The sequence below is a fragment of the Rhodococcus sp. AG1013 genome (assembly GCF_003350365.1).
In the GTDB taxonomy this organism is placed as follows: Bacteria; Actinomycetota; Actinomycetes; order Mycobacteriales; family Mycobacteriaceae; genus Prescottella.
On sequence record NZ_QQAT01000002.1, the window covers coordinates 26,856 to 49,937 of the forward strand.

24 protein-coding genes are annotated in these 23,082 nt (G+C 68.1%); 11 read left to right on the plus strand and 13 right to left on the minus strand.

Annotated features, from left to right (window positions below):
• Nucleotides 1-16: 16 nt before the first annotated feature.
• The 3 genes from DEU38_RS02710 to DEU38_RS02720 form a co-directional block, all read right to left on the minus strand.
• Nucleotides 17-805: a phosphatidylcholine/phosphatidylserine synthase gene (locus DEU38_RS02710; protein WP_114718611.1), complete on the minus strand. Its 789-nt coding sequence runs from the start codon at nt 803-805 to the stop codon at nt 17-19.
• A gap of 47 nt (nt 806-852) precedes the next feature.
• Complete coding sequence (locus tag DEU38_RS02715) at nt 853-1,566, minus strand: phosphatidylserine decarboxylase (protein ID WP_114718612.1); 714 nt, start codon at nt 1,564-1,566, stop codon at nt 853-855.
• A 91-nt stretch (nt 1,567-1,657) separates the two neighbouring features.
• The gene (locus DEU38_RS02720; protein WP_114718613.1) at nt 1,658-2,125 is read right to left on the minus strand and encodes an SRPBCC family protein; all 468 of its coding nucleotides are present in this window, start codon (nt 2,123-2,125) and stop codon (nt 1,658-1,660) included.
• A gap of 155 nt (nt 2,126-2,280) precedes the next feature.
• On the opposite strand from DEU38_RS02720, the gene DEU38_RS02725 reads away from it, so the two are divergent.
• The 3 genes from DEU38_RS02725 (at nt 2,281) to groL (ending at nt 5,598) form a co-directional block, all read left to right on the plus strand.
• Nucleotides 2,281-3,060 carry an HAD-IIA family hydrolase gene (locus DEU38_RS02725; RefSeq protein WP_114718614.1) on the plus strand — a complete coding sequence of 260 codons (780 nt, stop codon included), beginning with the start codon at nt 2,281-2,283 and terminating at the stop codon, nt 3,058-3,060.
• A 132-nt stretch (nt 3,061-3,192) separates the two neighbouring features.
• Complete coding sequence (locus tag DEU38_RS02730; protein ID WP_114718615.1) at nt 3,193-3,714, plus strand: DUF6764 family protein; 522 nt, start codon at nt 3,193-3,195, stop codon at nt 3,712-3,714.
• A gap of 258 nt (nt 3,715-3,972) precedes the next feature.
• Nucleotides 3,973-5,598 carry a chaperonin GroEL gene (gene groL / locus DEU38_RS02735; protein WP_114718616.1) on the plus strand — a complete coding sequence of 542 codons (1,626 nt, stop codon included), beginning with the start codon at nt 3,973-3,975 and terminating at the stop codon, nt 5,596-5,598.
• Between the two features lie 85 nt (nt 5,599-5,683).
• Here the strand turns inward: groL and DEU38_RS02740 are convergent, their stop codons facing one another.
• Nucleotides 5,684-5,884: a PspC domain-containing protein gene (locus DEU38_RS02740; protein WP_114718617.1), complete on the minus strand. Its 201-nt coding sequence runs from the start codon at nt 5,882-5,884 to the stop codon at nt 5,684-5,686.
• 79 nt (nt 5,885-5,963) lie between these two features.
• Entirely contained in the window at nt 5,964-6,914 is a 951-nt protein-coding gene (locus tag DEU38_RS02745; protein ID WP_114718618.1) for an LLM class F420-dependent oxidoreductase, read from the minus strand.
• 120 nt (nt 6,915-7,034) lie between these two features.
• Between DEU38_RS02745 and DEU38_RS02750 the strand changes: the two genes are divergently transcribed.
• Both DEU38_RS02750 and DEU38_RS28250 read left to right on the plus strand, forming a co-directional pair.
• Entirely contained in the window at nt 7,035-7,847 is an 813-nt protein-coding gene (locus DEU38_RS02750) for an alpha/beta fold hydrolase (RefSeq protein WP_114718952.1), read from the plus strand.
• A gap of 126 nt (nt 7,848-7,973) precedes the next feature.
• Nucleotides 7,974-8,117, plus strand: a complete 144-nt coding sequence (locus tag DEU38_RS28250; RefSeq protein ID WP_174912773.1) for a hypothetical protein — start codon at nt 7,974-7,976, stop codon at nt 8,115-8,117.
• 83 nt (nt 8,118-8,200) lie between these two features.
• Here DEU38_RS28250 and DEU38_RS02755 read toward each other — a convergent pair whose 3' ends face one another.
• Complete coding sequence (locus tag DEU38_RS02755) at nt 8,201-9,253, minus strand: alpha/beta hydrolase family protein (protein WP_114718619.1); 1,053 nt, start codon at nt 9,251-9,253, stop codon at nt 8,201-8,203.
• A gap of 67 nt (nt 9,254-9,320) precedes the next feature.
• On the minus strand, nt 9,321-11,363 hold the full coding sequence (locus tag DEU38_RS02760; protein WP_114718620.1) for a prolyl oligopeptidase family protein: 2,043 nt from the start codon (nt 11,361-11,363) through the stop codon (nt 9,321-9,323).
• Between the two features lie 738 nt (nt 11,364-12,101).
• Between DEU38_RS02760 and DEU38_RS28255 the strand changes: the two genes are divergently transcribed.
• Nucleotides 12,102-12,254 (plus strand): hypothetical protein, encoded by a 153-nt coding sequence (locus DEU38_RS28255; RefSeq protein ID WP_174912764.1) that lies wholly within the window; start codon nt 12,102-12,104, stop codon nt 12,252-12,254.
• A gap of 141 nt (nt 12,255-12,395) precedes the next feature.
• A complete protein-coding gene (gene lpdA / locus DEU38_RS02765) occupies nt 12,396-13,799 on the plus strand; it encodes a dihydrolipoyl dehydrogenase (RefSeq protein ID WP_114718621.1) in 1,404 nt (467 codons plus the stop codon).
• 20 nt (nt 13,800-13,819) lie between these two features.
• Here the strand turns inward: lpdA and DEU38_RS02770 are convergent, their stop codons facing one another.
• Together DEU38_RS02770 and DEU38_RS02775 are read right to left on the minus strand one after the other, a co-directional pair.
• Nucleotides 13,820-14,704 carry an alpha/beta hydrolase fold domain-containing protein gene (locus DEU38_RS02770; RefSeq protein ID WP_114718622.1) on the minus strand — a complete coding sequence of 295 codons (885 nt, stop codon included), beginning with the start codon at nt 14,702-14,704 and terminating at the stop codon, nt 13,820-13,822.
• A 36-nt stretch (nt 14,705-14,740) separates the two neighbouring features.
• A complete protein-coding gene (locus DEU38_RS02775) occupies nt 14,741-15,130 on the minus strand; it encodes a helix-turn-helix domain-containing protein (RefSeq protein ID WP_114718623.1) in 390 nt (129 codons plus the stop codon).
• A 118-nt stretch (nt 15,131-15,248) separates the two neighbouring features.
• Here DEU38_RS02775 and DEU38_RS02780 point away from each other — a divergent pair, with 118 nt between their 5' ends.
• Nucleotides 15,249-16,106 (plus strand): SDR family oxidoreductase, encoded by an 858-nt coding sequence (locus DEU38_RS02780; RefSeq protein WP_114718624.1) that lies wholly within the window; start codon nt 15,249-15,251, stop codon nt 16,104-16,106.
• 79 nt (nt 16,107-16,185) lie between these two features.
• Here the strand turns inward: DEU38_RS02780 and DEU38_RS02785 are convergent, their stop codons facing one another.
• Nucleotides 16,186-17,805 (minus strand): MFS transporter, encoded by a 1,620-nt coding sequence (locus DEU38_RS02785; RefSeq protein WP_114718625.1) that lies wholly within the window; start codon nt 17,803-17,805, stop codon nt 16,186-16,188.
• Nucleotides 17,806-18,012: 207 nt separating this feature from the next.
• Between DEU38_RS02785 and DEU38_RS02790 the strand changes: the two genes are divergently transcribed.
• On the plus strand, nt 18,013-18,573 hold the full coding sequence (locus tag DEU38_RS02790) for a sugar O-acetyltransferase (protein ID WP_114718626.1): 561 nt from the start codon (nt 18,013-18,015) through the stop codon (nt 18,571-18,573).
• Between the two features lie 8 nt (nt 18,574-18,581).
• Here DEU38_RS02790 and DEU38_RS02795 read toward each other — a convergent pair whose 3' ends face one another.
• Genes DEU38_RS02795 through DEU38_RS02805 form a run of 3 tightly spaced genes read right to left on the minus strand, consistent with a single transcriptional unit; the run spans nt 18,582 to nt 20,762 of the window.
• Entirely contained in the window at nt 18,582-19,283 is a 702-nt protein-coding gene (locus tag DEU38_RS02795) for a GTP pyrophosphokinase family protein (protein ID WP_114718953.1), read from the minus strand.
• Nucleotides 19,284-19,311: 28 nt separating this feature from the next.
• Complete coding sequence (locus DEU38_RS02800) at nt 19,312-19,881, minus strand: carboxymuconolactone decarboxylase family protein (RefSeq protein ID WP_114718627.1); 570 nt, start codon at nt 19,879-19,881, stop codon at nt 19,312-19,314.
• On the minus strand, nt 19,878-20,762 hold the full coding sequence (locus tag DEU38_RS02805; RefSeq protein ID WP_114718628.1) for an SDR family NAD(P)-dependent oxidoreductase: 885 nt from the start codon (nt 20,760-20,762) through the stop codon (nt 19,878-19,880). The genes DEU38_RS02800 and DEU38_RS02805 overlap by 4 nt, the downstream gene beginning before the upstream one ends.
• Before the next feature lie 169 nt (nt 20,763-20,931).
• Here DEU38_RS02805 and DEU38_RS02810 point away from each other — a divergent pair, with 169 nt between their 5' ends.
• Complete coding sequence (locus DEU38_RS02810; protein WP_114718629.1) at nt 20,932-21,732, plus strand: TetR/AcrR family transcriptional regulator; 801 nt, start codon at nt 20,932-20,934, stop codon at nt 21,730-21,732.
• A gap of 140 nt (nt 21,733-21,872) precedes the next feature.
• Nucleotides 21,873-23,066, plus strand: coding sequence for an ABC transporter substrate-binding protein (locus DEU38_RS02815; RefSeq protein ID WP_114718630.1), 1,194 nt, complete (start codon nt 21,873-21,875; stop codon nt 23,064-23,066).
• Nucleotides 23,067-23,082: the final 16 nt, after the last annotated feature.

Here is a 23,082-nt window from a genome sequence, read left to right on the forward strand (position 1 = left end):
CAAAACGCGGAGGCGACTACCGCGGCCGGCGCAGGCCCAGGCGGGCGGCGGAGCGGCGGTTGCCGCCGGGGGCGCGGCGGATGGCGCGGCGCTCGGACGGCTTGATGTCCCAGGTTTCGGGGCGCGCGGCGACCCAGCGCTTGGACCGGACCGCGAAGGGGATGTGCACGAGGTAGACGGCGACGAGGACCATCAGCAGCATGTACGGGTAGGTGACCAGGGCGGCTGCGGCGAGGGCGACGAGCGCGAGCAGTCCGGCGGCCATGCGGCCCGGCACCGATACGGACTTCATCGCCAGGGTGGGGATGCGGCTGACGATCAGGGCCGCCGACAACAGGGTCCACACCGTGACGACACCGATCGACGACCACCAGCCGTCGCCCCACTGGATGTAGGCGGCGAGGGGGGTGAGGGCGATCAGCGCACCGGCCGGTGCGGGGACGCCGACGAAGAAGTCCTTCGTGTACGCGGGCACGGTGTCGTCGTCGAGCAGGGTGTTGAACCGTGCCAGGCGCAGCACGATGCTCACCGCGTACAGCAGCGCGATGATCCAGCCGAAGTTGTTGCCGTCGAGCAGTGTCACGTACAGCACCAGGGCGGGGGCGACGCCGAAGGAGATGGCGTCGGCCAGCGAGTCCAGTTCGGCGCCGATCTTGCTGGTGGCGTCGAGCATCCGGGCGATGCGTCCGTCGAGCGAGTCGAGGACGGCGGCCGCCCCGATCATCGCGAGCGCGGTGCCGAGTTCGCCGTCGAGCGCGAACTTCACCGCGGACAATCCGCTGCAGAGCGCGAGAATCGTGATCATGCTCGGCAGTAATCGGACCGCGTTCCGTCCGCTGGGGCGGGGCGGTCTCACGACAGTTGCGCGAGGACGGTCTCGGCGCCCACGGTGCGCTGGCCGCGCTCGACGAGCAGCGCGGTGCCGGCCGGGAAGTACGTGTCGACCCGCGAACCGAAACGGATGAGTCCGTACGTGTCGCCGATGGTGAGCTTGTCGCCTTCCTTGGCGTCGCACACGATGCGGCGGGCGAGCAGGCCGGCGATCTGCACGACGGCGACGTCGTGGCCGTCGGCGGTCTCGAGGAGCATGCTGTTGCGCTCGTTGACCTCGCTGGCGTCGGCCAGGTCCGCGGACAGGAACTGTCCGGGCTGGTGGACGACCTTCTTCACGAGTCCGGCGACGGGCGTGCGCTGGACGTGGACGTCGAGCACCGACAGGAAGATGCTGACGCGGGGCAGCGGCTGGTCACCCATGCCGAGTTCGGCGGGCGGAACCGCGCTGTCGACGAGCGCGACCTCACCGTCGGCGGGGGCGACGACGACACCGGGCCGGTTGGGCGGCACTCGGTGCGGGTGACGGAAGAACGTGGCGCACGCTGCCGCGGAGGCGAGGCCGGCGCGGCGCACCCACTTGCGGTTGCGTCCCACCGCTGCGACCGCGAGCGGGGCGAGCACGAACGGCAGGCCGGCGGGGTGCAGCGGCGGGACGGCAGCCTTGACGAGGCCGATGACGTGGCCGACGCCGGTGGGCTGGGGGGTACCAGGGGGTGTCGGTCGACGTGCCACGAGCTCCTCTTACCTGTTCGGGTGATGCGGCGTTCGCCGCACGTGCTGGTACAGGCTACGTGAGTGCCGCGAACCGGTGGGTCGCGATGTGCTAGCGGGGCCCGACGGCGATTGCCTCGGCCTCGCTCTTGATGCGCGCGAGCGTGGTGTTCATGCCGACGATCATGTCGGCCTCGAAGGCCTCCGCGCCGCCGAGGACGGTCTTGATCAGGAACTGCGACAGCTGGCTCGTGCCGGTGGGGGCTTCGCGGCGCTCGACGACGCGGGTGCCGGTCTCGGTGGCCTCGAGGGTGTACGACCAGATGGTGCGGTTCTCGGCGATCCGGAACGCGATGGCCTTGTTGGGCTCGAACCGGATGACCTTGGCGGTGGTGGGCCACACCAGGAAGCCCTTGCGGTTGAGGTTGAACGTCTTGGTGCCCTCGCGGACCTCGCCGGAGACGCGCATCTTGCGGCACTGCGGGCTCCACTCGCCCATGCGCTTCAGGTCGGAGACGATCGTCCACACGTCCTGCGGGGTGGCGGCGATCTCGATGGTTGCTTCGAGGGTGTTCGTCACGGTCCGGCTCTCCAGTTCGAATTAGGTGGTACAGGAGGTCACGCGTACCCGTGGATCCTAGGCCCTGACACCGGCGGTGTGTGCGGCAGGTCACTCACGGGCCTGGATTTCGCATCCCCGGCGCGGCCCGGCGCTCGGCCGATACCCTCGAATCCATGAGCCGTGTCGAGGGCGTCCTGTTCGACATCGACGGTGTGCTCGTCACCTCGTGGCAACCGGTGCCCGGTGCCGTCGAGGCGCTCGACGAGCTGCGTCGCCGCGGAGGTGTTCGTGCCTTCCTCACGAACACCACGTCGAGGACGTGCGACGAGATCGCGTCCGAGCTCGCGACCGCGGGGTTCGACGTGCGGCCCGACGAGATCGTGACCGCGGTCCGGCTCACGACGGAGTACCTGCGGTCGACCTATCCGGGTGCCCGCGTGATGCTGCTCAATCACGGCGACATCCGTGCCGACATGGAAGGCGTCGAGTTCGACGACGTCGATCCCGAGGTGATCGTCCTCGGCGGGGCCGGAGCCGAATTCACGCACGAGGCCCTCAGTCGGGTGCTGGACTTCATGGTCGCGGGCGTGCCGGTCGTGGCGATGCATCGCGCGCTGATGTGGTCGGAGTCCGACGGCCTGCGGCTGGACACGGGCGCGTATCTGCCGGGGCTGGAGGAGGCGTCGGGCTCGCGGATCGTGGCGGTCGGCAAGCCGTCGCTCACGGGCTTCCTCACCGCGGCGGAACTGATGGGTGCGGATCCGGCGGCGACGGTGATGGTCGGTGACGACTTCCGCGGCGACGTGCTGCCGGCGCAGCGGGTGGGCATGGCGGGGGTGTTGGTGCGGACGGGGAAGTTTCGGCAGCCGGTCCTCGATCTGGCGGTCGATCGGCCCGACCATGTGATCGATTCGGTGGCCGATCTGCCGGCGCTGCTGACCGAATTCGGGTGACGCGCCGACCTACTTCGGTTCGCTATCGAAATCCCTGGCATCCGGGACGTGAACGGGTACTGTCTCGGGCACGCCCGGCGGCACTCCCGGAGCCTGCCCGGCGCTCCCTTTTCCGTTCGTGAAGGAGTCTCGATGTCGACCGTTTCCCGCCTGCGTGCAATTTCCGATCTCGGTCGCCGGATGACCCGGGCTGCGGTGATCGCTGCAGCGGGAATCGGTGTGGCAGTGGGTGTTTCGATGATCGGCACGGGTACGGCTGCGGCGGCGCCGGTGGCATGCCTGTCGCCGGGCACGCCCAACGACATCCAGGTCTCGGACTACGCGAGCTGTGGCGCCCAGGCGTTCGAGCAGGGCGTGGCCCGCTCCGCCGCGATGGACAGCGGCACGGCGGTCTCCGTCGCGCAGGACCTCGGTTCGTCGAACAGCCTCGCGACCGGTTTCGGCACCGCGCTCAGCGCCTCGCGCGGCAACGGTCAGTCGCTTGCGCTGGCGATCGGCGGCGGCATCGCGCACTCGTGGGCCGACGACGGCTACGCGACCTTCGCGGTCGCCGGTTGGGGCTCGGGCGCGACGGCCGAACAGGGCGGCGTCAACTGCGTCGGACCGCTGTCGTTCGCGTGGAATCTGAAGACCGGCCAGACCTGCCTGGGGTAGACGCGGCGCAGGGGTGACGGGCGGGTGGTGTTCGCCGTCGGCGGAGACCTCCCCGCGACGTTGCACTCACCCCCCTCGAGTGCTAAGAATGCACTTGGCACTCGCGACTCGTGAGTGCCAGGTCGGGACGGTGAGACCGGGAACCTAGACACCCCTGGTCGTCCGTCGCGGGCACCGAGCCTGGCCGGAAGCGTAAATAGGGCGATCCGACGAGCGATCGTCCTGTGTGTCACCCCCAATCCGGAGGATCACTTCGCAATGGCCAAGATCATCGCGTTCGACGAAGAGGCACGTCGCGGCCTCGAGCGTGGCCTGAACAGCCTCGCTGACGCCGTCAAGGTGACGCTGGGACCCAAGGGTCGCAACGTCGTGCTCGAGAAGAAGTGGGGCGCCCCCACGATCACCAACGACGGTGTTTCCATCGCCAAGGAGATCGAGCTCGAGGACCCCTACGAGAAGATCGGCGCCGAGCTGGTCAAGGAGGTCGCCAAGAAGACCGACGACGTCGCTGGCGACGGCACCACCACCGCCACCGTCCTCGCTCAGGCGCTCGTCCGTGAGGGTCTGCGCAACGTCGCTGCCGGCGCCAACCCGCTGGGTCTGAAGCGCGGCATCGAGAAGGCCGTCGAGGCCGTCACCGCCAAGCTGCTCGACACCGCCAAGGAGGTCGAGACCAAGGAGCAGATCGCTGCCACCGCCGGTATCTCGGCTGGCGACTCCACCATCGGTGAGCTCATCGCCGAGGCCATGGACAAGGTCGGCAAGGAAGGCGTCATCACGGTCGAGGAGTCCAACTCCTTCGGCCTGCAGCTCGAGCTCACCGAGGGTATGCGCTTCGACAAGGGCTACATCTCGCTGTACTTCGCGACCGACGCCGAGCGTCAGGAAGCGGTCCTCGAGGATCCGTACATCCTGCTGGTCAGCTCCAAGATCTCCACGGTCAAGGACCTGCTGCCGCTGCTGGAGAAGGTCATCCAGGCCGGTAAGCCGCTGCTGATCATCGCCGAGGACGTCGAGGGCGAGGCCCTGTCGACCCTGGTCGTCAACAAGATCCGTGGCACCTTCAAGTCCGTCGCCGTCAAGGCTCCGGGCTTCGGTGACCGCCGCAAGGCGCAGCTCGCCGACATCGCCATCCTCACCGGTGGCGAGGTCGTCAGCGAAGAGGTCGGCCTGTCCCTGGAGACCGCCGGCATCGAGCTGCTGGGCCGCGCCCGCAAGGTCGTCGTCACCAAGGACGAGACCACCATCGTCGAGGGTGCCGGCGACGCCGACGCCATCGCCGGTCGCGTCAACCAGATCCGCGCCGAGATCGAGGCGTCGGATTCGGATTACGACCGCGAGAAGCTGCAGGAGCGCCTGGCCAAGCTGGCCGGTGGCGTTGCAGTCATCAAGGCCGGCGCTGCGACCGAGGTCGAGCTCAAGGAGCGCAAGCACCGCATCGAGGACGCCGTCCGCAACGCGAAGGCTGCTGTCGAGGAGGGCATCGTCGCCGGTGGTGGCGTGGCTCTGCTGCAGTCCGCTCCGGTCCTGGACGACCTGAAGCTGGAGGGCGACGAGGCCACCGGTGCCAACATCGTCAAGGTTGCCCTCGAGGCTCCGCTCAAGCAGATCGCGTTCAACGCCGGCCTCGAGCCCGGCGTCGTCGCGGAGAAGGTCCGCAACCTGCCCGCCGGCAGCGGCCTGAACGCCGCCACCGGTGAGTACGAGGACCTGCTCGCTGCGGGCATCAACGACCCGGTCAAGGTCACCCGCTCGGCGCTGCAGAACGCTGCGTCGATCGCGGCTCTGTTCCTGACCACCGAGGCTGTCGTCGCCGACAAGCCGGAGAAGGCCGCTGCTCCCATGGGCGACCCGACCGGTGGCATGGGCGGCATGGACTTCTGATCTGACGATCGGAAAGCCTGAGCTCAGGTAAGACGAAGAGGCCCGGGACACCTTCACGGTGTCCCGGGCTTCTCGCATTTCTCGATCACTCGCTCGGCATGAGCATCCACGCCGCGAGGTAGATCAGGGCGACGGTGCCGAACGAGATGAACGCGCCGACGACGGCGGCAACGCGGACGAGGTTGACGTCGATGCCGAAGTACTCGGCAACGCCGCCGCACACGCCGGAGAGCATGCGCTGGCTGCTGGAACGGACGAACTGTCGGGGCGAGTCGCTGTAGGTCATGACATCGAGTCTGGTTCGCGCAGGCGCCGGAAACCATCGGGATTCCCCCGGATCTGCACCCTGATCTTTGCTCTCGGGGTCACCCCCGGTGGGCCCGGATCGCGGCGATGACCGGTGCGAACGTGTCGGCGTGGGGTTCGTGGACGGTGAAGTGGGTGAAGCCGTAGCGGTCGCGGTTCGCCGCGACCTGCCGGGCCATCTCGTCGACGGTCCCCAGCAGGACGAACGGCGTCTCGAGGATGTCCTCCACCGCCATGACGTCACCGAACCTCCGGGCGAGTTCGGCTGCGGCCGAGGCCCGGTCGTCGGTCTCGATCACCGCCTGCACCAGGATCTGCCATTCGATCCGGGCAGCCCGGTCGCCGGCGCATCCACGCGCGTAGCGGACGCGCTCGTCGGTCTCGGCGGCGGTCGCGATCCGGAACGTGCCGGGTGGTTGCCCGGCGATCTGGAAGGCCCCGGCGACCCCGACGACGTCGGCCTGCTGCGCCGCCAGGCGCAAGACACGATCGCCGGTACCTCCGACGATCAGCGGTGGCCCGGAGCCGTCGAATCCGCGGCGCTGCACGGGCCGCAGCACGGGCATGCCGAAGTTCGCCCGCATCGCGGCCTGCTGCTCGAAGCCGTCGGACCGGAACCGGCGACGCAGTTCCTCGACCGTGCCGGCCAGCCGTTCGGTGCGGACTCCGAACGGCTCCCACGCGATGCCGGCCTCGTCGAACTCCCACTTCATGTGCCCGGCCCCGAGCCCCACCTCGAGCCGGCCACCGGTGAGGATGTCGGTGGTCGCGATCTCGCGTGCGAGCAACGTGGGATTCCAGAAGCCGACATTGAGCACGAGGGTGCCCACCCGGAGCCGGTCGGTGGCGGCAGCGGCGGCGACCAGGAGCGGGAACGGTGACGGCGCCCCCAGATGGTCCGCGGCGAAGATGGCGTCGTAGCCGTTGTGCTCGGCGCGCCGGCACGTGGCCACGAACTCGTCCCGTGAAGCGATGCCGAAGACGTTGTGCGAAAACCGAAACCCGGTCATCTCGTCAGGATGCCAGCGCGCGGTCGTTCGCGGGCCGGACCCGCGGGAGATCCGTTTGCCGGGCCCCGCGGGCCGAGGGGGCATAGGCTCGGACTCGTGGCGGAGACCGTGCCGATCCAGATGCCCGACGGGACGACGACGCCGGTGCGGCTGTTTCCCGGACCGGAGGGCGCGCCGGTGGTGGTGATCGTGCCGGGTCTCGGCATTCCCGGCGCGTTCTACGACCGGTTTGCGAATTCTCTGGTGGAGCAGGGCTTCTGCGCCGCGACGTGCGAGCTGCGGGGTCAGGGCGACAGTCGGCCGCGGCCGAGCGCGTCGAGCACGTTCGGTTACCAGGAATTGGTGGCGGTCGATCTGCCGGCGATGTTCGAGGTGGTGCGCGAGCGGTTCGACGAGAGCACGCCGTTCCTGTTGGGCCACAGCATGGGCGGGCAGCTCGGGGTGATGTATGCGGCGCGGATACGGGGACGCCTCGGCGGGCTGATCCTCGTGGCGTCCGGTTCGCCCTACTATCGGGGATTTCCCGGAACCCGGTCGCCGGGTGTGCTGCTGGGGTCGACGGCCATGTCCCTCACCGCGAGCGTGGCCGGGTTCTGGCCCGGCGACCGCTTGGACGTCGGCGGGTTCGGGCGGCAGTCGCGGGTGCTGATCTCGGACTGGTCACGCTTCGCGCGCACCGGACGAATCGAACCGTCGGGGTCGGATATCGACTACGAGGAACGTATCGGACGATTGAAGCTGCCGGTGCTGTCCATTTCGATCGAGGGTGACGAACTGGCGCCGCGCAGTTCCTCGAAGAACCTGTTGGACAAACTGTCCGGCTCCGACGTCACGACCTGGCACCAGCCGGAAGAACTGGGACATAACGGGTGGATTCGGACGCCGGACAGCACTTCCGAGCGGATCGCGCGGTGGATTCGGGATCACTCTTGATTTCACCCTCATATTTCATCCCGGGTATGTGTCAATGTGGTGCTGTTGCCGTGTCCCGACCGTTATATTGACCGCAGCGCTTTCGCTCCGGGGGCGCCACACCACAAGAACCGCAGGGAGTTTTCCATGGGCTCGACTGAGATCCTCACCGTCCTCAATGCCGTCACCTCGATCGTGAAGGCTCTGAACTCGCTCGGCACGGCCAGCTCCTCTGGCACCGGCGCCTCCGGCTCGCTCGACACCGCCTCGCTCAGCTCGCTCAGCGCCTGAGTTTCGCTCTCGAACGTCGAGAAGGCGGCGACGGTGCATACGCACCGTCGCCGCCTTCTTCGTGTTCGGAGTGTCGCGGCGGCTCAGACCCCGAGCGAGGCCGCGAGCGTCGGCCACGACTTGGGTAGTTCGTCGCGCCAGTACGCCCAGGTGTGGACTCCCACCGGGTTGTAGACGAAGGCGGCCGGGATCCCGAGGGAGCGCAGCCGGTCGTCGAGTTGGTGGGTACAGAAGTTGGTGACCGCCTCGATCGGTCCGCCCTGTGTGACGAGCGGGATCAGGTCGGGGTTGCCCAGGTTCTCGTTGGGGCCGGGCAGCCCGGTGGCCGTCGAGACGTACATCGTGGTGCCACGCAGCTTCTCGGCATTGATGACGACGTCGTGCTCGGCCCACTTCGGATCGGTGAACGGGCCCCACATGTTCGTGATGTCGCCGCCGTAGCTGGAGACGACGAGCCTCATCTGGGTCTGGCCGAGATCACCGGTGGTCTCGTAGCAACCGCTGTAGGCGGCCACTCCGCGGTACAGGCCGGGCGACCGCATCGCGAGCATCATCGCGGACTGCGCACCCATCGACAGTCCGGCGATGGACTGGATGCCGTTGCCGTCGAACCGATCGTCGATCAGTGGGGGAAGTTCCTCGGTCAGGAACGTCTCCCACTTGTAGTTGCCGAGGGCGGGGTCGGGCCGGTCCCAGTCGGTGAAGTAGCTGGCGCGGCCGCCGGTGGTCAGGACGACGTTCACCGGCTTGTCCTCGAAGAACTCGACCGCGTTGCCCTGTGTGGTCCAGTTGCTCGTTCCGGGTGCGGCGGACCGTCCGTCGAGCATGTACAGGGTGGGCCGGGACGCGGAGGTATCGCGGGGCAACAGCACCTGCACCTCCTGCTCGGACTGCATCGCCGGGGAGTACACGAACACCCGCACCCAGCGATCGGTGATGTTCTCGATGCGGGTGATGTAGGCGCCGTCGGACCGATCGGCGGACGCTGGATCTGTCTGCGCCGCAGCCGGATTCGGAATGCCTCCGGCCGTCGCAGTCGGCGCGACGCCCAGCAGTGCGCCCACGACCGTAGCGGTGACGAGGGCCCCTGCTCCCAGTTGCCGCAGCGACGGGCGGGTGATCGCGTCGGATCTCATGTGGCAGCTCACTTCCGGTTGTTCGATTCCGGGCGCATGGTAGCCGAGGAAGGGAAACGTTCGGAGGTCATCGGGCAAGCCTGTCCCACAGGAACGTGTACGTGAGGGCCGACTTGAATGCGGCCTGCGCGTTGTCGGCGGCGCCGCCGTGTCCGCCCTCGATGTTCTCGTAGTAGTGGACGTCGTGGCCCTCCGCCTCGAGTCGGGCCGTCATCTTGCGGGCGTGCCCGGGATGGACGCGGTCGTCGCGGGTGGAGGTGGCGATGAGGATCGGCGGGTACGACCGGTCGGCGTCGGTGTTCTGGTACGGCGAGTAGTCGGAGATGAAGGCCCAGTCGTCCGGGTTGTCGGGGTCGCCGTACTCGGCCATCCACGACGCGCCCGCGAGCAGCAGGTGGTAGCGCTTCATGTCCAGCAACGGCACCTGGCAGACGATGGCGCCGAACAGCTCCGGGTACTTGGTGAGCATGATGCCCATCAGTAGTCCGCCGTTGCTGCCGCCCTGCGCGCCGAGCCGGTCGGCGGTGGTGATGCCCCGAGCGACGAGGTCGCGGGCCACCGCGGCGAAGTCCTCGTGCACCTTGTGCCGGCCGTCGCGCACCGCCTGGGTGTGCCACTGCGGTCCGTACTCGCCGCCGCCGCGAATGTTCGCGACCACGTATGTCCCACCGCGCTGGAGCCACGCGGTGCCGTTGATGCCGCTGTAGCCGGGTGTCATGGAGTTCTCGAAGCCGCCGTAGCCGTACAGCAGTGTCGGTCCGGCGGGCGTCCCGTCGCGGCGCACCACGAAGTAGGGGATGCGGGTGCCGTCGGCGGACTCGGCGAAGTGCTGCGCGACAGTCAGTCCGGTGGGGTCGAAGAACGCGGGCGCCGACTTGAGGGCCTCGAGCGGGCCGCCGACGGTGCCGGAGAACAGGGTGGCGGGGGTGAGATAGCCGCTGGAGTTGAGGAAGAAGTCGTCACTCTCGCGCGGGTCGGTGTCGATGATCTCAGTGGACGTGAGCTCCGGGAGACCTTCGAGCGGGGTGTTCACCCAACCGCTCTCGCCCGGGGTGAGCACGTACACGTGCGACTGGACGTCGGAGAGCGTCACCATCAGCAGGTGGTGCCGCGTCCATGCGTACTGCTCGAGCGACGTGTGGTCGTCGGGCAGGAACAGCGTGGTGAGCTCACGCGAGCCGGCGAGATAGTCGTCGTACTTCGCGGCCAGTAGTGCGCCGGCCGGGTAGGTGACATCGCCGACGGTCCACTCGGAGCGGGTACGGATCAGCAGCCACTCCCGGTACGCCGAGATCCGCGCGTCCTCGGGGGTGTCGATGCGGACGAGGGTGTCGTCGCCGCGCACCTGGAAGCGCTGCGACGTGTAGAAGTCGATCGCCCGCTCGACGAAGCTGCGCTCGAATCCCGGCGTGCTGTCGTGCCACGCGGAGACCGCGACGTCGGACTGCTCACCCTCGAAGATCGTGACGGCGTCGGCCAGGGGGGTGCCGCGGTGCCACCGCTTCGCGAGGCGGGGGTAGCCGGAATCGGTGAGGGTTCCGTCACCGAAGTCGGTTCCGACGTAGACGCGCTCGGCGTCGATCCACCCGATGTCGGTCTTGGCCTCCTCCACCCGGAATCCGTCGGCGGTGTCGAAGGCGAGGGTGGTGAGGTCGAATTCGCGGACGACGACGGCGTCGGCGCCGCCGCGGGACAGACTGATCAGTGCCAGGTTCTGTTCGGGCCGCAGCACCTGCGCACCGGACCACACCCAGTTCTCACCCTCTCGCTCGGCGAGTTCGTCGACATCGACGAGGATCTCCCATTCCGTTGTGTCGCTGCGGTATCGGTCCATCGTCGTGCGGCGCCACAGGCCACGGACGTGTTCGGCGTCGCGCCAGAAGTTGTAGAGGTACTCGCCGCGTCGGCGGGAATACGGAATGCGCGCATCGGTGTCGAGAATTGATCGAATGTTTGATTCGAGTTGCTCGAATTCGGTGGTGCCGGAGAATTCGGCGACGGTCTTGTCGTTGTGTTCGCGGACCCACGAGAGTGCGTCGTCGCCGGTGACGTCCTCGAGCCACAGGTTGGGGTCGTCGGCCGGCTCGGGCGTGGAGGGGGAGTGCGTCATGGGTCCATTGTGATCGGTACTGCGACGTGCTCTGCGCGACGACGAGCGGTCGCTCCCGAAGTGCCTGCCACCGGCCTTGTCGGTGGACCGGTGGCGGGTCGGACGGCGGCTCGGAGCTGGTCGGATTACGACGTGACCGCAGCTGGCGGACGTCCTGGACCTGGCACGCCCGGGGGGTGACCGTGGGGGGTGAATTTTCAGACATCCTGGACGGCTGACCAGATGAGGTAACGAAAACGCGTACAGAACGATGCCTCCTAGTTTATCTTTCGATCACGGTCGAATAAAAGCGATCGTCTTCCCGGCCAGACGCCAGGAGGGGCGGCACACCACGGCCGCGCCACCGACGGAGTCGCAATGGGCGGGTTGTCTTGGGAGTTCGAACGTCCGGGGTAGCGGGGTCCTCCGGAGCCGGCGAAGTCCCAGCCCGGGCTGAACAAGATCACATGGCAATAACACCGCACGACCAAACTCCCTCGAAAGGCAGTGCAATGAACGCTGACGCCATCATCGCCGCTCTCATCGGCGTGATCGGAAACCTGATCAACTTCGGTAGCGTCACCGAGATCAGCTAGTTCGTCTCACCTGTCACAAATCCACCACGAAAGTAAGGAAACACAATGAACCTCGATGCAATCATCGCCGCCCTGATCGGTGTCATCGGCAACGTCGTCAACTTCGGTTCGGTCACCGAGCTCTCCTGATCCGGAACACGAAGTAGTAGGAAAGGCGACTGCAATGAATCTGGACGCAATCGACCTCGGCTCGCTGGCCGGGGCGGCAACGGGTTCCATGTCGGGCCTGCTCGACGTTCTCCTCAGCCTCAGCCGGGGCAGTGTCTTCGGCGGAAGCACGATCGGGGACCTCGGGAGCGCTATCTCGTTCAGCTGAGCATTCGCATCTTCGACCCCAGTCGCCACCGGCGGCTGGGGTCGCAGGTGTGTTCGGGGTCATCCCTGCAGATTGTGAACTTACTTCGGAGTAAGCACCATTCCGGGACACGGATTCGGGGCGGGACTAGGCTAGGGCCTCGTGACCTCACACTATGACGTCGTTGTCCTCGGAGCCGGTCCCGGTGGGTACGTCGCTGCTATCCGCGCGGCACAACTGGGCCTCAAGACCGCCATCATCGAAGAGAAGTACTGGGGCGGTGTCTGCCTGAACGTGGGCTGCATCCCGTCCAAGGCGCTCCTCCGCAACGCGGAGCTGGCACACATCTTCCATAACGATGCCAAGACCTTCGGCATCTCGGGAGACGTGACCTTCGACTTCGGCGCTGCGTTCGACCGCAGCCGCCAGGTCGCGGACGGCCGCGTCAAGGGCGTTCACTTCCTGATGAAGAAGAACAAGATCACCGAGTACGAGGGTCGCGGCAGCTTCACCGACGCCAAGACCATCGTGGTGAGCAAGGCCGACGGGTCCACCGACGCCGTCACCTTCGACAACGTCATCATCGCCACCGGCACCAAGACCCGGCTGCTGCCGGGCACCTCGCTCAGCGAGAACGTCGTCACCTACGAAGAGCAGATCCTCACCAAGGACCTGCCGGGCTCGATCCTCATCGTCGGTGCCGGCGCCATCGGCATGGAGTTCGCCTACGTCCTGCACAACTACGGCGTCAAGGTGACCATCGTCGAGTTCCTCGACCGGGCCCTGCCCAACGAGGACGAGGACGTCTCCAAGGAGATCGCCAAGCGCTACAAGAAGTACGGGATCGACATCAAGACCTCCACCGGGGTCCAGACGATCACCGACAACGGCGCCGCCGGCGTCACCGTCACCATGGCCAAGAACGGCAGCGACCAGGTCGAGACCGTCGTCGTCGACAAGGTACTGCAGGCCATCGGCTTCGCCCCGCAGATCGAGGGCTTCGGCCTCGAGAACACCGGCGTCCAGCTCGAGCGCGGTGCCATCGCGATCGACGAGCGCATGCGCACCAACGTCCCCGGCGTCTACGCCATCGGTGACGTCACCGCCAAGCTGCAGCTCGCGCACGTCGCCGAGGCGCAGGGCGTCGTCGCCGCCGAGACCATCGGCAACGCCGAGACGATGGAGCTGGGCGACTACCGGATGATGCCGCGCGCCACGTTCTGCCAGCCGCAGGTCGCCAGTTTCGGTCTCACCGAGGCGCAGGCCAAGGCCGAGGGCTACGACGTCAAGGTCGCCACCTTCCCGTTCACCGCGAACGGCAAGGCGCACGGCCTGGCCGATCCCAACGGCTTCGTCAAGCTGATCGCCGACAAGAAGTACGGCGAGCTGCTCGGCGGCCACCTCATCGGCCCCGACGTCTCCGAGCTGCTGCCCGAGCTGACCCTGGCCCAGAAGTGGGACCTCACGGTCAACGAGCTCGCGCGCAACGTGCACACGCACCCCACGCTCAGCGAGGCGCTGCAGGAGGCCATCCACGGCCTCGCCGGCCACATGATCAACTTCTGACGGTTCACCCGCCGCAGAAGCTAGTCCGCGAGAAGCCCGCACAGGATTGTGCGGGCTTTCTTGCCCTCCGGGATCGGGAGCAGCGGGTAGACGTGGATCATCTCCGGCTCCTCGTGGAAGTCCAGTGACAGCCCGGCGCTCGCAGCGAGCGGGGCGAAGCGTCGCGCGTCGACGTTGAGGATGTCGCGGGTGCCGGTGAACAGCGTGATCGGGCCGAGCCCGGTGAGGTCCCCGCCCAGCGGGCTCACCCACGGATGCTCGCGGTCGAGGTCGCCGCGGTAGGCGTCGGCGGCAACGGTGAGCCCGCTCGGATGCAGCCACGGGTCCCGCGGCGCCACCTCGAGGATCTCCGGGTGGGCGCCGGTGGCGTCGAGCCACGGGGAGATCAGCGCGGTGTGGGCGGGGAAATCCACGCCGCGGTCGCGCAGCGCGAGGGCCACCGCCAACGCGAGTCCGCCGCCCGCCGAGTCGCCGGCCACGATCACCGGCTCGCCCCGCGCCGCGAGCAGTTCGGCCAGGTCCGCCGACGCCGACACCACGTGCTCCGCTGTCCCCCGCGGCGCGAGCGGGTAGATCGGCACCGTCACCGACGCACCCGCGGACGCCAACTGTCCCACCAGTTTCCAGTGGTGCCGGGTGATCTCCCGGATGTAGGCGCCGCCGTGCAGATACAGCACCCGCGCCGACGGCGCCCGGCCGCGCGGCGCCACCGTGAACATCGGCCAGCCCGCCATCGAGGTGGAGGCGGCGACGTCGAGTGTGCGTCCCAGCGACGACGGGGGCGCGAACGGCTTCGGCTGGGCCTGCAGCGCCGCGATCTCCCGGCGGATGTCGTCGGCGCTCGGGCGACGTCGGCCCAGCAGCGCGATCGCCAGCGGCATGGCCCTGCTGGTCAGGCTGGGCATCGGCCACCCCTTGGTCTCGAGCTCAGTGTCGTCGAATCAGCGCGCGTCGTACCGATTCTGGGCCGCGGTGATGTCCGGCAAGTGCGATTCGAGCAGATCGATGAGGCCGGTGAGGCGTTCGGCGATCTGCTCGCCCAGGGGGGTGAGGCTGTATTCGACGTTCGGGGGGATGGTTTCGCGTACCTCCCGGTGCACCAGGCCGTCGCGCTCGAGCTGTTGCAGCGTCTGCGCCAGCATCCGTTCGCTCACCCCGTCCACCCGGCGGCGCAGGGCCCCGAACCGGTACGGACCCTCCGCGAGCGCGGCCAGCGCGAGCGTTCCCCACCGCCCGGTGACGTTGAGCAGTGCGCCGCGCGAATGGCAGCCGCGCGCGAAGACGTCGGCCTCGAGGGTCGGGTCGTCGAAGGGCTGGTCGGCGGTACTCACGACGTCGAGGTTACTACCAGCCCGAACATCAGTGCTGACGTAAACGCTTGCACTTACGAAAAATAAGTTCATCATGGTGGGTGAACGAATTATTGAAGGTTCAACCCTGGGAGTTCTCATGACCATTGCCGTCACAGGCGCCACCGGACACCTCGGCCGGCTGACCATCGACGCCCTTCTGCGCCGCAGCGTCCCGGCGTCCGACGTCGTCGCCGTCGTCCGTAATCCGGCCAAGGCCGCCGAACTCGCCGGACAGGGAGTGCAGGTCCGGACCGCCGACTACGCCGACCGTGCCGCGCTCGAGACCGCACTCGCCGGCGTCGACAAGCTGCTGCTGATCTCGGGCAGCGAGGTGGGCAGCCGCGTGCCTCAACACATCAACATCATCGACGCGGCGAAGGCCGCCGGTGTCGGCCTCGTCGCGTACACCTCCATCCCGGACGCGCCGAACAACACGCTCCAGCTGGCGCAGGAGCATCAGGTCACCGAGCGTCTGCTCGCCGAGTCGGGTCTGAACCACGTGCTGCTCCGCAACGGCTGGTACTGGGAGAACTACACCAACGATCTCGCCGGCACCGCCGAGCGCGGTGTCCTCGCCGGCAGCGCGGGAGACGGCCGGGTGGCGGGTGCCGCGCGTGCCGACTATGCCGACGCCGCCGCGGCCGTCCTCACGTCCGACGAGAACCAGGCCGGCAAGGTGTACGAGCTGGGCGGCGACGAGCACCTGACGTATCCCGAACTGGCCCGGGCCATCTCGGACGTCACCGGCAAGCCCGTCGAGTACCGGGACCTGCCTGTGGAGCAGTACCGGGGGATCCTCGAGTCGGCCGGGCTGCCCGCACCCGTCGCGGCGGTCCTCGCCGACGCCGACGCCGGCGTCGCGACCGGTGTCCTCGATGTCACCGGCGGCGACCTGCAGCGGCTCATCGGCCGCGCCTCCACCCCGCTCGAGACCGTGCTGCGCGCGGCGCTCTGAGCCGCCCGCTCAACGGCTGAAGCGTCCCTTCACGCGCCGGCGGCGTGTGAAGGGACCCTTCAGCTTCGGGGCGGGGAGGTCAGTGCATCCCGACGGCGCCCTCGGTGGGCAGGTCGCCCTTCTTGGCGCGCACCAGGATCACGACCAGCGGGCTGATGATCGCGATCAGCACAGCGGCCCAGCCGAAGGCGTGCGCGTAGCCCGACACCTCGGTGCCGAACACCCAGTCGATCACCTTGCCGACGAAGTCCTGCGCGGGCTGCGGCAGGGCCGCGATCTGCTCGGGCGTGAGCGGCGTCGCGTTCGACAGGTCCGTCGGGATCGCGTCGGCCGGGAAGCCGGGCGGCGGAGTGGGTGCCGGGTTGTCGGCCTGGAACGCACTCTTCGCCGACGCGTACACCGTGGTGAACAGGGCCGTGCCCAGCGCGCCACCCACCTGCAGCGTCGCGTTCGCCAGGGCGCTGGCGGCACCGGCGTCGTGGTTGGGGACGCCGAGCAGCGCCAGGTTCTGCATCGGCACCATCAGCAGGCCCAGGCCGAAGCCGAAGATCGCCAGACCGGGGAACACGTGGGTCCAGTACGAGGTGTGCACCTCGATCTGGGTGAGCATCAGCAGGCCGACAGCCGCGACCAGCGGGCCGACGGTCATCAGCGGCTTGGGGCCGATGCGGGTGGTGAGCTGAGCCGCAATGGTGGACGCGATGACGATGAAGACGGCCATCGGCAGCGAGCCGACACCTGCCATCACCGGGCTCAGACCCATCACGATCTGCAGGTAGAACGTGAGGTACAGCGTGCCGCCGAGGAGTGCAGACCCCACCAGCGCCGATCCGATGAACGCGGCGCCGCGGTCTCGGTGCCACGGAACACTCAGCGGCAGCAGCGGATTCGCGGTGCGCCGCTCGACCAGTACGAACGCGACGAGCGCGACCAGGCCGATGCCGATGAACAGCAGGGTCTGGGTCTCGAGCCAGCCGTGCTCGGCCTTGGTGAAGCCGTACACCAGCGAGCCCAGGCCGATCGCGACCAGGACGGTGCCCGGCAGGTCGTAGCTGGTGTCGCCGTGCGCCTTGGTCTCCTTGACGATCGGCAGCGTGACCGCGATCGCGAAGAGCACGACGGGCACGTTCACCAGCAGGCACCAGCGCCAGTCGACGTACTGGGTGAGCACGCCGCCGAGCAGCAGGCCGATCGCGGCGCCGCCGCCGGAGATGGCACCGAACACCGCGAACGCCTTGGCGCGTTCCTTCTCCCCGACGAACGTCGTGGTGAGGATCGCCAGCGCGGCCGGCGCGAGGAGAGCCGCGAAGACGCCCTGACCGGCGCGCGCGGCGAACAGCTGCATCCCGTTCTGCGCGAAACCGCCGACGGCCGACGCCACCGCGAAGCCGGCCATGCCGACCATGAACGAACGCTTGCGACCCCAGTAGTCGGCGATGCGTCCGCCCAGGAGCAGCAGCGCGCCGAACGCGAGCGCGTAGCCGGTGACGACCCACTGGCGGTCGAGGTTGCTGATGCCCAGTTCCTTCTGGGCGTCGGGCAGTGCGATGCTGACGATCGTGCCGTCGAGGACGACGGTCAGCTGCGCCAGCGCGACGATGCACAGCACGAGCCAACGGCGCTCGTGATTGGGGTTGTCAGTCGGATTGCTGCTGAGGGGTGCGTCGGGACTCGAGGTCACCTGGACGTCTTGGGACATGCGGTTCCTACCGGATCGGGGCACGGACGACTGTCACGGCCGAACGGGGCGACGTTACCGGCGTCCGCGGGCCCGCGGCAATCGAGTTCGCGACCATCGTCGGAATCATCACAACGAGAGGTCAGCGGCTTGCCGCGGCCGCGGATCTGTGAGCCCGACGGGAGTTTCGTCCGCCGGTCGCAGTCGCGATCGGTACCGTCGGCCACCATGAGCGAACAGCGTGAACGAATGCTGCGGGGAGACCTGTACCGGGACAACGACATCGACCTGGTCGAGAGCCGCAAGTCCTGTCAACGACTCCTCGATCGGTTCAACGCGACCCTGGCGGACGACGACGTGGTGCGTCGTGACCTGTTGGACGAGCTCCTCGGGGGACTGGGCGAGGGATCGTGGATCATGCCGCGGTTCCAGTGCGACTACGGGACCTACATCCGCATCGGATCGAACAGCTTCCTCAACTACGACGCGATTCTGATGGACTGCGCACCGATCACGATCGGCGACGACGTCTCGATCGGTCCCCGCGCGCAGCTCCTGACCGCGCTGCACCCGATGGCCGACCATGAGGCGCGTCGACAGCGTTGGGAGACCGCGGCACCCATCACGATCGGCAACAACGTCTGGATGGGAGGCGGTGTCATCGTGTGCCCCGGTGTGACGATCGGCGACAACACGGTGATCGGCGCCGGGAGTGTCGTGACCAAGGACGTGCCGGCACACGTCTTCGCCGCCGGGAACCCCTGTCGAGTCGTCCGGCCGCTGCCGTAGGGCGGACGCTAGTTCTGCAGTCGCAGATCGAGTGCGTCGAGCAACTGTGGCGGCACGGTCAGCTCCGGGGGCTCGTCGGCGACACCCTGCTGGGCCCGGAGGTTGGCGAACTCGTCGTTGAGCCGTTCCATCTTCACGTCGAGCCGGTGCGCGGTCTCGGCGGCCTCGGTGAGCTCGGCGAGCAGTTCGGCCGGCACCTCGCGGTTGAACTTGTAGTAGATCTTGTGCTCGAGGCTGGCCCAGAAATCCATCGCGATCGTCCGGATCTGAAGTTCGATCGGAACCGTCTGCACCCGGTCGCTCAGATACACCGGCACCTCGACGATGAGATGCAGGCTCTTGTAGCCGTTGGGCTTGGGGTTGGCGATGTAGTCCTCGACCTCGCGCACCTCGATGTCCGGCTGGCTCGTGATCATGTCGGCGATCCGGTAGGTGTCGGAGATGAAGCTGCACGTGATCCGCACCCCCGCGATGTCGAGGATGTTCGCGCGGACGTCGTCGAGGGTGAGCGGGCACTCGATGCGCTGCGCCTTGCGGATGATGCTCTCCGGCGTCTTGACGCGGGACGTGACGTGCTCGATGGGGTTGTATCGATTGATGTGGGTGAACTCGTCCTCGAGAACCTTGACCCTCGTCATCAGCTGAGCGATACCGAATCGGTACGACATCATGAAGCGGGAGAAATCGGTCCGTAGTTGCTCAGGGTCCACGGACACCAGTGTGCCACCGGTCGGGTGGTCAGAAGTCTGGTTGGATCCGCAGGGCGTCGATCGTGGTGGCCAGGCCGTCGTACTGCGTCACGAGCAGACAGAACTCGACGAGCCGGCGGTCGTCGAGGTGCGCGGCCAGCGCCGCCCAGGTCGGCTCGTCCAGGTTCTTGCTGGTCAGGAGCTGATCGGTGGCCGCGAGCATTGCTCGGTACCGCGGCGACCAGTCCGGGTCGGTGGGGCCGACGAGGATGCGGTCGAGGATCTGCGGGGTGATCCCGGCCTTGCGGCCGAGCCGGATGTGGTGATCCATCTCGTACCGGGACTTCCTCAGGTGTGCGACGCGCAGCACCACCAACTCGATCTCGAACCGCGACAGTTTGGTGCCGGGCAGCAGCATCAGGACACCCGAGTAGTGCAGCCAGCCGCGGAACAGCCCGCCGGTGCGGCCCAGGGTGCTGAAGAGCTTGGCGTCCTTCGTGCCGGAGCCGAGCGACAGGACTCGCCACACCGCCCAGTTGGCCGGCCCGAGTTCCCGGAACCGTCCCGGCGGTACCCGCGGTGCGGTGTTCTTGCCCGTCTTCTCGTCGTATGCGGTCACTCGGCCTCCCCGGCTCGGTCCGGTAGTTCGGTGGTCAGCCGTGCGTGCTCGGTGCGGGCCACGTCCAGGGCCTGCGCGATCCGCGGCTGGGGGCGCAGTTCGATCAATCTCTGGACGAGCATACGAAGCCGCATCGTCGTCGCCACCCAACGCGGCGCGTAGACGCGGCGGCGACGCCCGGCGATGCCGCGCTCGAACGCGTCGACCGCCACCGACAGAGGCACCACGCGGGTGAACGGACCCAGCTGTCCGACGCTGCGGGCGGCCTCGGTGCCGAACCCGATCGCCGTCATGTCGGTGTCGATCTCGGCGAGATACGCGACGCCGACCCGCATCCCGAGGTGTCGCGTCTCGATCCGCAGCGTGTTGCCGAGCGCCTCCACCGCCGCCTTCGAGGCCGCGTACGCGCCCATCATCGGCAGTTGCACGCCGGCGGCGGCGGACGCGACCAACAGGGCATACCCGCCGGGATGCGCGACGTGCGGGCCGGCGGCACGCACCGTGTTGTACGCGCCCAGCAGATTGACCTCGACGGTCCGGTCCATGACGGCGGGATCGCCGCCGAGCAGGGGGAGTTGCGCCGCGACACCGGCGTTGACGACGACGACGTCCAGTCCGCCCAGCTCGTCGACGAGCGCGGCGACGGACGCCTCCATCTGCTCGCGGTCGCGGACGTCGCAGACCCGCCACGGCGCCCCGCCGCACATGGTCGCGACCTGTTCGAGGAGTTCGGGTTCCAGGCCCAGGAGTGCGACGCGGGCGCCGCGCCCGTGCAGCCGCCGGGCCAGGGACGCCCCGATGCCGCGGGCCGCGCCGGTGATGAGCACCCGACGACCCGTCAGCTGCTCTTCCAGTCCCCGCCGCTCACCTGCGCTGATCATCGTGACCGCCCAACCCCACCCTCGGTTACTGCTCGGTAGGAAGAAGCTAACATCGCCGGTCGGATCTGTTCGGCAATACGACCGGCCGTGTACCATACCGGCGTCAAGCAAGCGTTCGATCGGTGTCGGATGAAGACTGCATCCGTGCCGCGAAGAGGGGAGACGTCAGGTGGCATCGACCCGACGGGAAGAGATTCTGTTCCACGCGGCGAAGCTGTTCAGCGAGCGTGGCGTCGCGGGAACCACCGTACGGGACATCGCCGACGAGGTCGGCATCCTCTCCGGCAGCCTCTACCACTACTTCGGCTCCAAGGATGCGATCGTCTTCGAGATCGTGATCGCGTTCGTCGACGACCTCAACGAACGCTACGAGGCGGCGATGGTTCCAGGCGAGACCGGACGTGAGCGCCTCGACCACATGGTCGCGGTCTCGTTCGAGGCCGCCGCCGACCACCCGTTCGCCACGGAGATCTACCAGAACGAGAGCGCGCTGTCGTCGCAGCCGGCGGACAGTCCGATCTCCACCGCGGTGCGCCGCGCCCACAACTACTGGGCCGAGGCCATCGCGTTCGGCGTGGAGTCCGGGGAGTTCCGCACCGACATCGACCCCCGGCATTTCCATCGCATGCTCCGCGAATCCGTGTGGTCCACGGTGCGATTCAACCGCGCCTCGCTGGCGCAGGATGCCGAGCGGTTGCGCCACGACCTGATCGCGGTGTTCCTCGACGGCTTCGCCGCCGGCGGGCCCGCCGGTTCGGCGTCGGCCAAGGCCGCCCCGGGCCCGGTCCGCTCGTCGGAGGTTGCGGAGCGGGCTGCGGTGGCCTCGGCGGGGGCTGCGGGCACCGCGGCCGCCGTCGATGCGGTGGATGCGGTGGATGCGGTGAACGTCTCGGAGCTGGCCGACCTGCAGCGCGACGTCGACGAGCTCAAGGAAGCGATCCGCGAACTGCGTCTGCTGCGGGGCAACTGACCTCGGTCTCCATCAGGGGGATCTCCCCGCATTGACTTCCGAATGTGACCCGGGGCATACTTCTGCCCCGAATCGTCAATCAAGCACTTGCTTGATTGACCAAACGCTTGAAGGTCTGGCGGGCGAGACGGGAGTCGGTTGTGAGAATCGGAAGGGTCGTCGCGTTGGCGGTGGCCGCCGCAGTGGGAACGCTGGGCGTGGCGGGGTGCGCGTCCGCGGGTGAGATGTCGCCCGACGAGATCGTGATCGGCCTCGACGAGGATTCGACGGGTCCGGGTGCGTCGTACAGCACCATCGCCGGCAGCACGGTCCGGCTCACCGTCGACCTCATCAATGCCGCAGGCGGCATCAACGGCAAGCCGGTCCGGCTGGTGGTCGAGAACGACGAGTCCAGCCCCACCAAGACGCCGTCGATCATCCGCAAGCTGGTCGACCAGGGCGCGAGCGCGGTGCTCCTCGCCACCGGCTCCGGCTCGGTGATCCAGGCCAAGTCGGTGCTGCAGCAGTCCGAGATCCCGGCCATCGCGCCCGTCGTCCTGTCCGACGCGTTCGCGAACGCGCCGGACAACGGCTACGCGTTCATGATCCCGAACTCCCTCAAGCAGTACGCCGAGGTGTACTGCGGCGCGTTCGAGAAGATGGGCTACAAGACGCTCGGCATCCTCGGCGACGCCAGCGCCTCGATCGACGGCATCATCAAGACGCTGCGGCCCGCGCTCGAGAAGTGCGCCGACGTCACCGCCGTCGAGAAGGCGCCGGTCGACGCCGCCGACCTCACCGCACAAGCCTCGCGCGTGACCGGGACCAAGCCCGACGCGATCCTCGTCGCCAGCATCGGCGGGCACTTCGAGATCCTCGCGCACAACACGCTCGCGAAGATCTATCCGCAGGCGCAGCGCTTCTCGCTCGCGTCGATCGGCAACCAGCCCAAGTCGTGGGCGCTGGCCGACCCCGGTGCGCTCACTGGCATGGTCTACATGGGCAGCCTCAGCGAGAACAACACGCGCACAGCCGCGTTCACCGAGCAGGTGCGCAGGGTCAAGGGCGCCGACTATCAGCTCACCGCGTACGACGCACAGGCGTACGACGCCGTGATGATGCTCGAGAGCGCGTTCGAGATCGCCGGCGACCACACCGACCGCAACAAGGTGCGCGACGCACTGCAGCAGGTGTCGGGGATCCCCGCGACGTTCGGCCAGGAGGGCCTGACGCTGTCGTACAGCCCCGACGACCACCTCGCGCCCGACAGCCTGTGCGGCCTGGTGCTCGTCGAGTTCGGGCCCGACAACAAGCCCGACGGGCCGTGGGCGTCCTACCAGCCTCCGTGTGGCTGACGAAGGAGACACAAGC

Coding starts and splice junctions, on each gene's coding strand:
- DEU38_RS02710 (WP_114718611.1), bottom strand. CDS start 805: ATGATCACGATTCTCGCGCTCTGCAGCGGATTGTCCGCGGTGAAGTTC.
- DEU38_RS02725 (WP_114718614.1), top strand. CDS start 2,281: ATGAGCCGTGTCGAGGGCGTCCTGTTCGACATCGACGGTGTGCTCGTC.
- DEU38_RS02730 (WP_114718615.1), top strand. CDS start 3,193: ATGTCGACCGTTTCCCGCCTGCGTGCAATTTCCGATCTCGGTCGCCGG.
- groL (WP_114718616.1), top strand. CDS start 3,973: ATGGCCAAGATCATCGCGTTCGACGAAGAGGCACGTCGCGGCCTCGAG.
- DEU38_RS02740 (WP_114718617.1), bottom strand. CDS start 5,884: ATGACCTACAGCGACTCGCCCCGACAGTTCGTCCGTTCCAGCAGCCAG.
- DEU38_RS02745 (WP_114718618.1), bottom strand. CDS start 6,914: ATGACCGGGTTTCGGTTTTCGCACAACGTCTTCGGCATCGCTTCACGG.
- DEU38_RS02750 (WP_114718952.1), top strand. CDS start 7,035: ATGCCCGACGGGACGACGACGCCGGTGCGGCTGTTTCCCGGACCGGAG.
- DEU38_RS28250 (WP_174912773.1), top strand. CDS start 7,974: ATGGGCTCGACTGAGATCCTCACCGTCCTCAATGCCGTCACCTCGATC.
- DEU38_RS02755 (WP_114718619.1), bottom strand. CDS start 9,253: ATGAGATCCGACGCGATCACCCGCCCGTCGCTGCGGCAACTGGGAGCA.
- DEU38_RS02760 (WP_114718620.1), bottom strand. CDS start 11,363: ATGACGCACTCCCCCTCCACGCCCGAGCCGGCCGACGACCCCAACCTG.
- DEU38_RS28255 (WP_174912764.1), top strand. CDS start 12,102: ATGAATCTGGACGCAATCGACCTCGGCTCGCTGGCCGGGGCGGCAACG.
- DEU38_RS02770 (WP_114718622.1), bottom strand. CDS start 14,704: ATGCCCAGCCTGACCAGCAGGGCCATGCCGCTGGCGATCGCGCTGCTG.
- DEU38_RS02780 (WP_114718624.1), top strand. CDS start 15,249: ATGACCATTGCCGTCACAGGCGCCACCGGACACCTCGGCCGGCTGACC.
- DEU38_RS02785 (WP_114718625.1), bottom strand. CDS start 17,805: ATGTCCCAAGACGTCCAGGTGACCTCGAGTCCCGACGCACCCCTCAGC.
- DEU38_RS02790 (WP_114718626.1), top strand. CDS start 18,013: ATGAGCGAACAGCGTGAACGAATGCTGCGGGGAGACCTGTACCGGGAC.
- DEU38_RS02805 (WP_114718628.1), bottom strand. CDS start 20,762: ATGATCAGCGCAGGTGAGCGGCGGGGACTGGAAGAGCAGCTGACGGGT.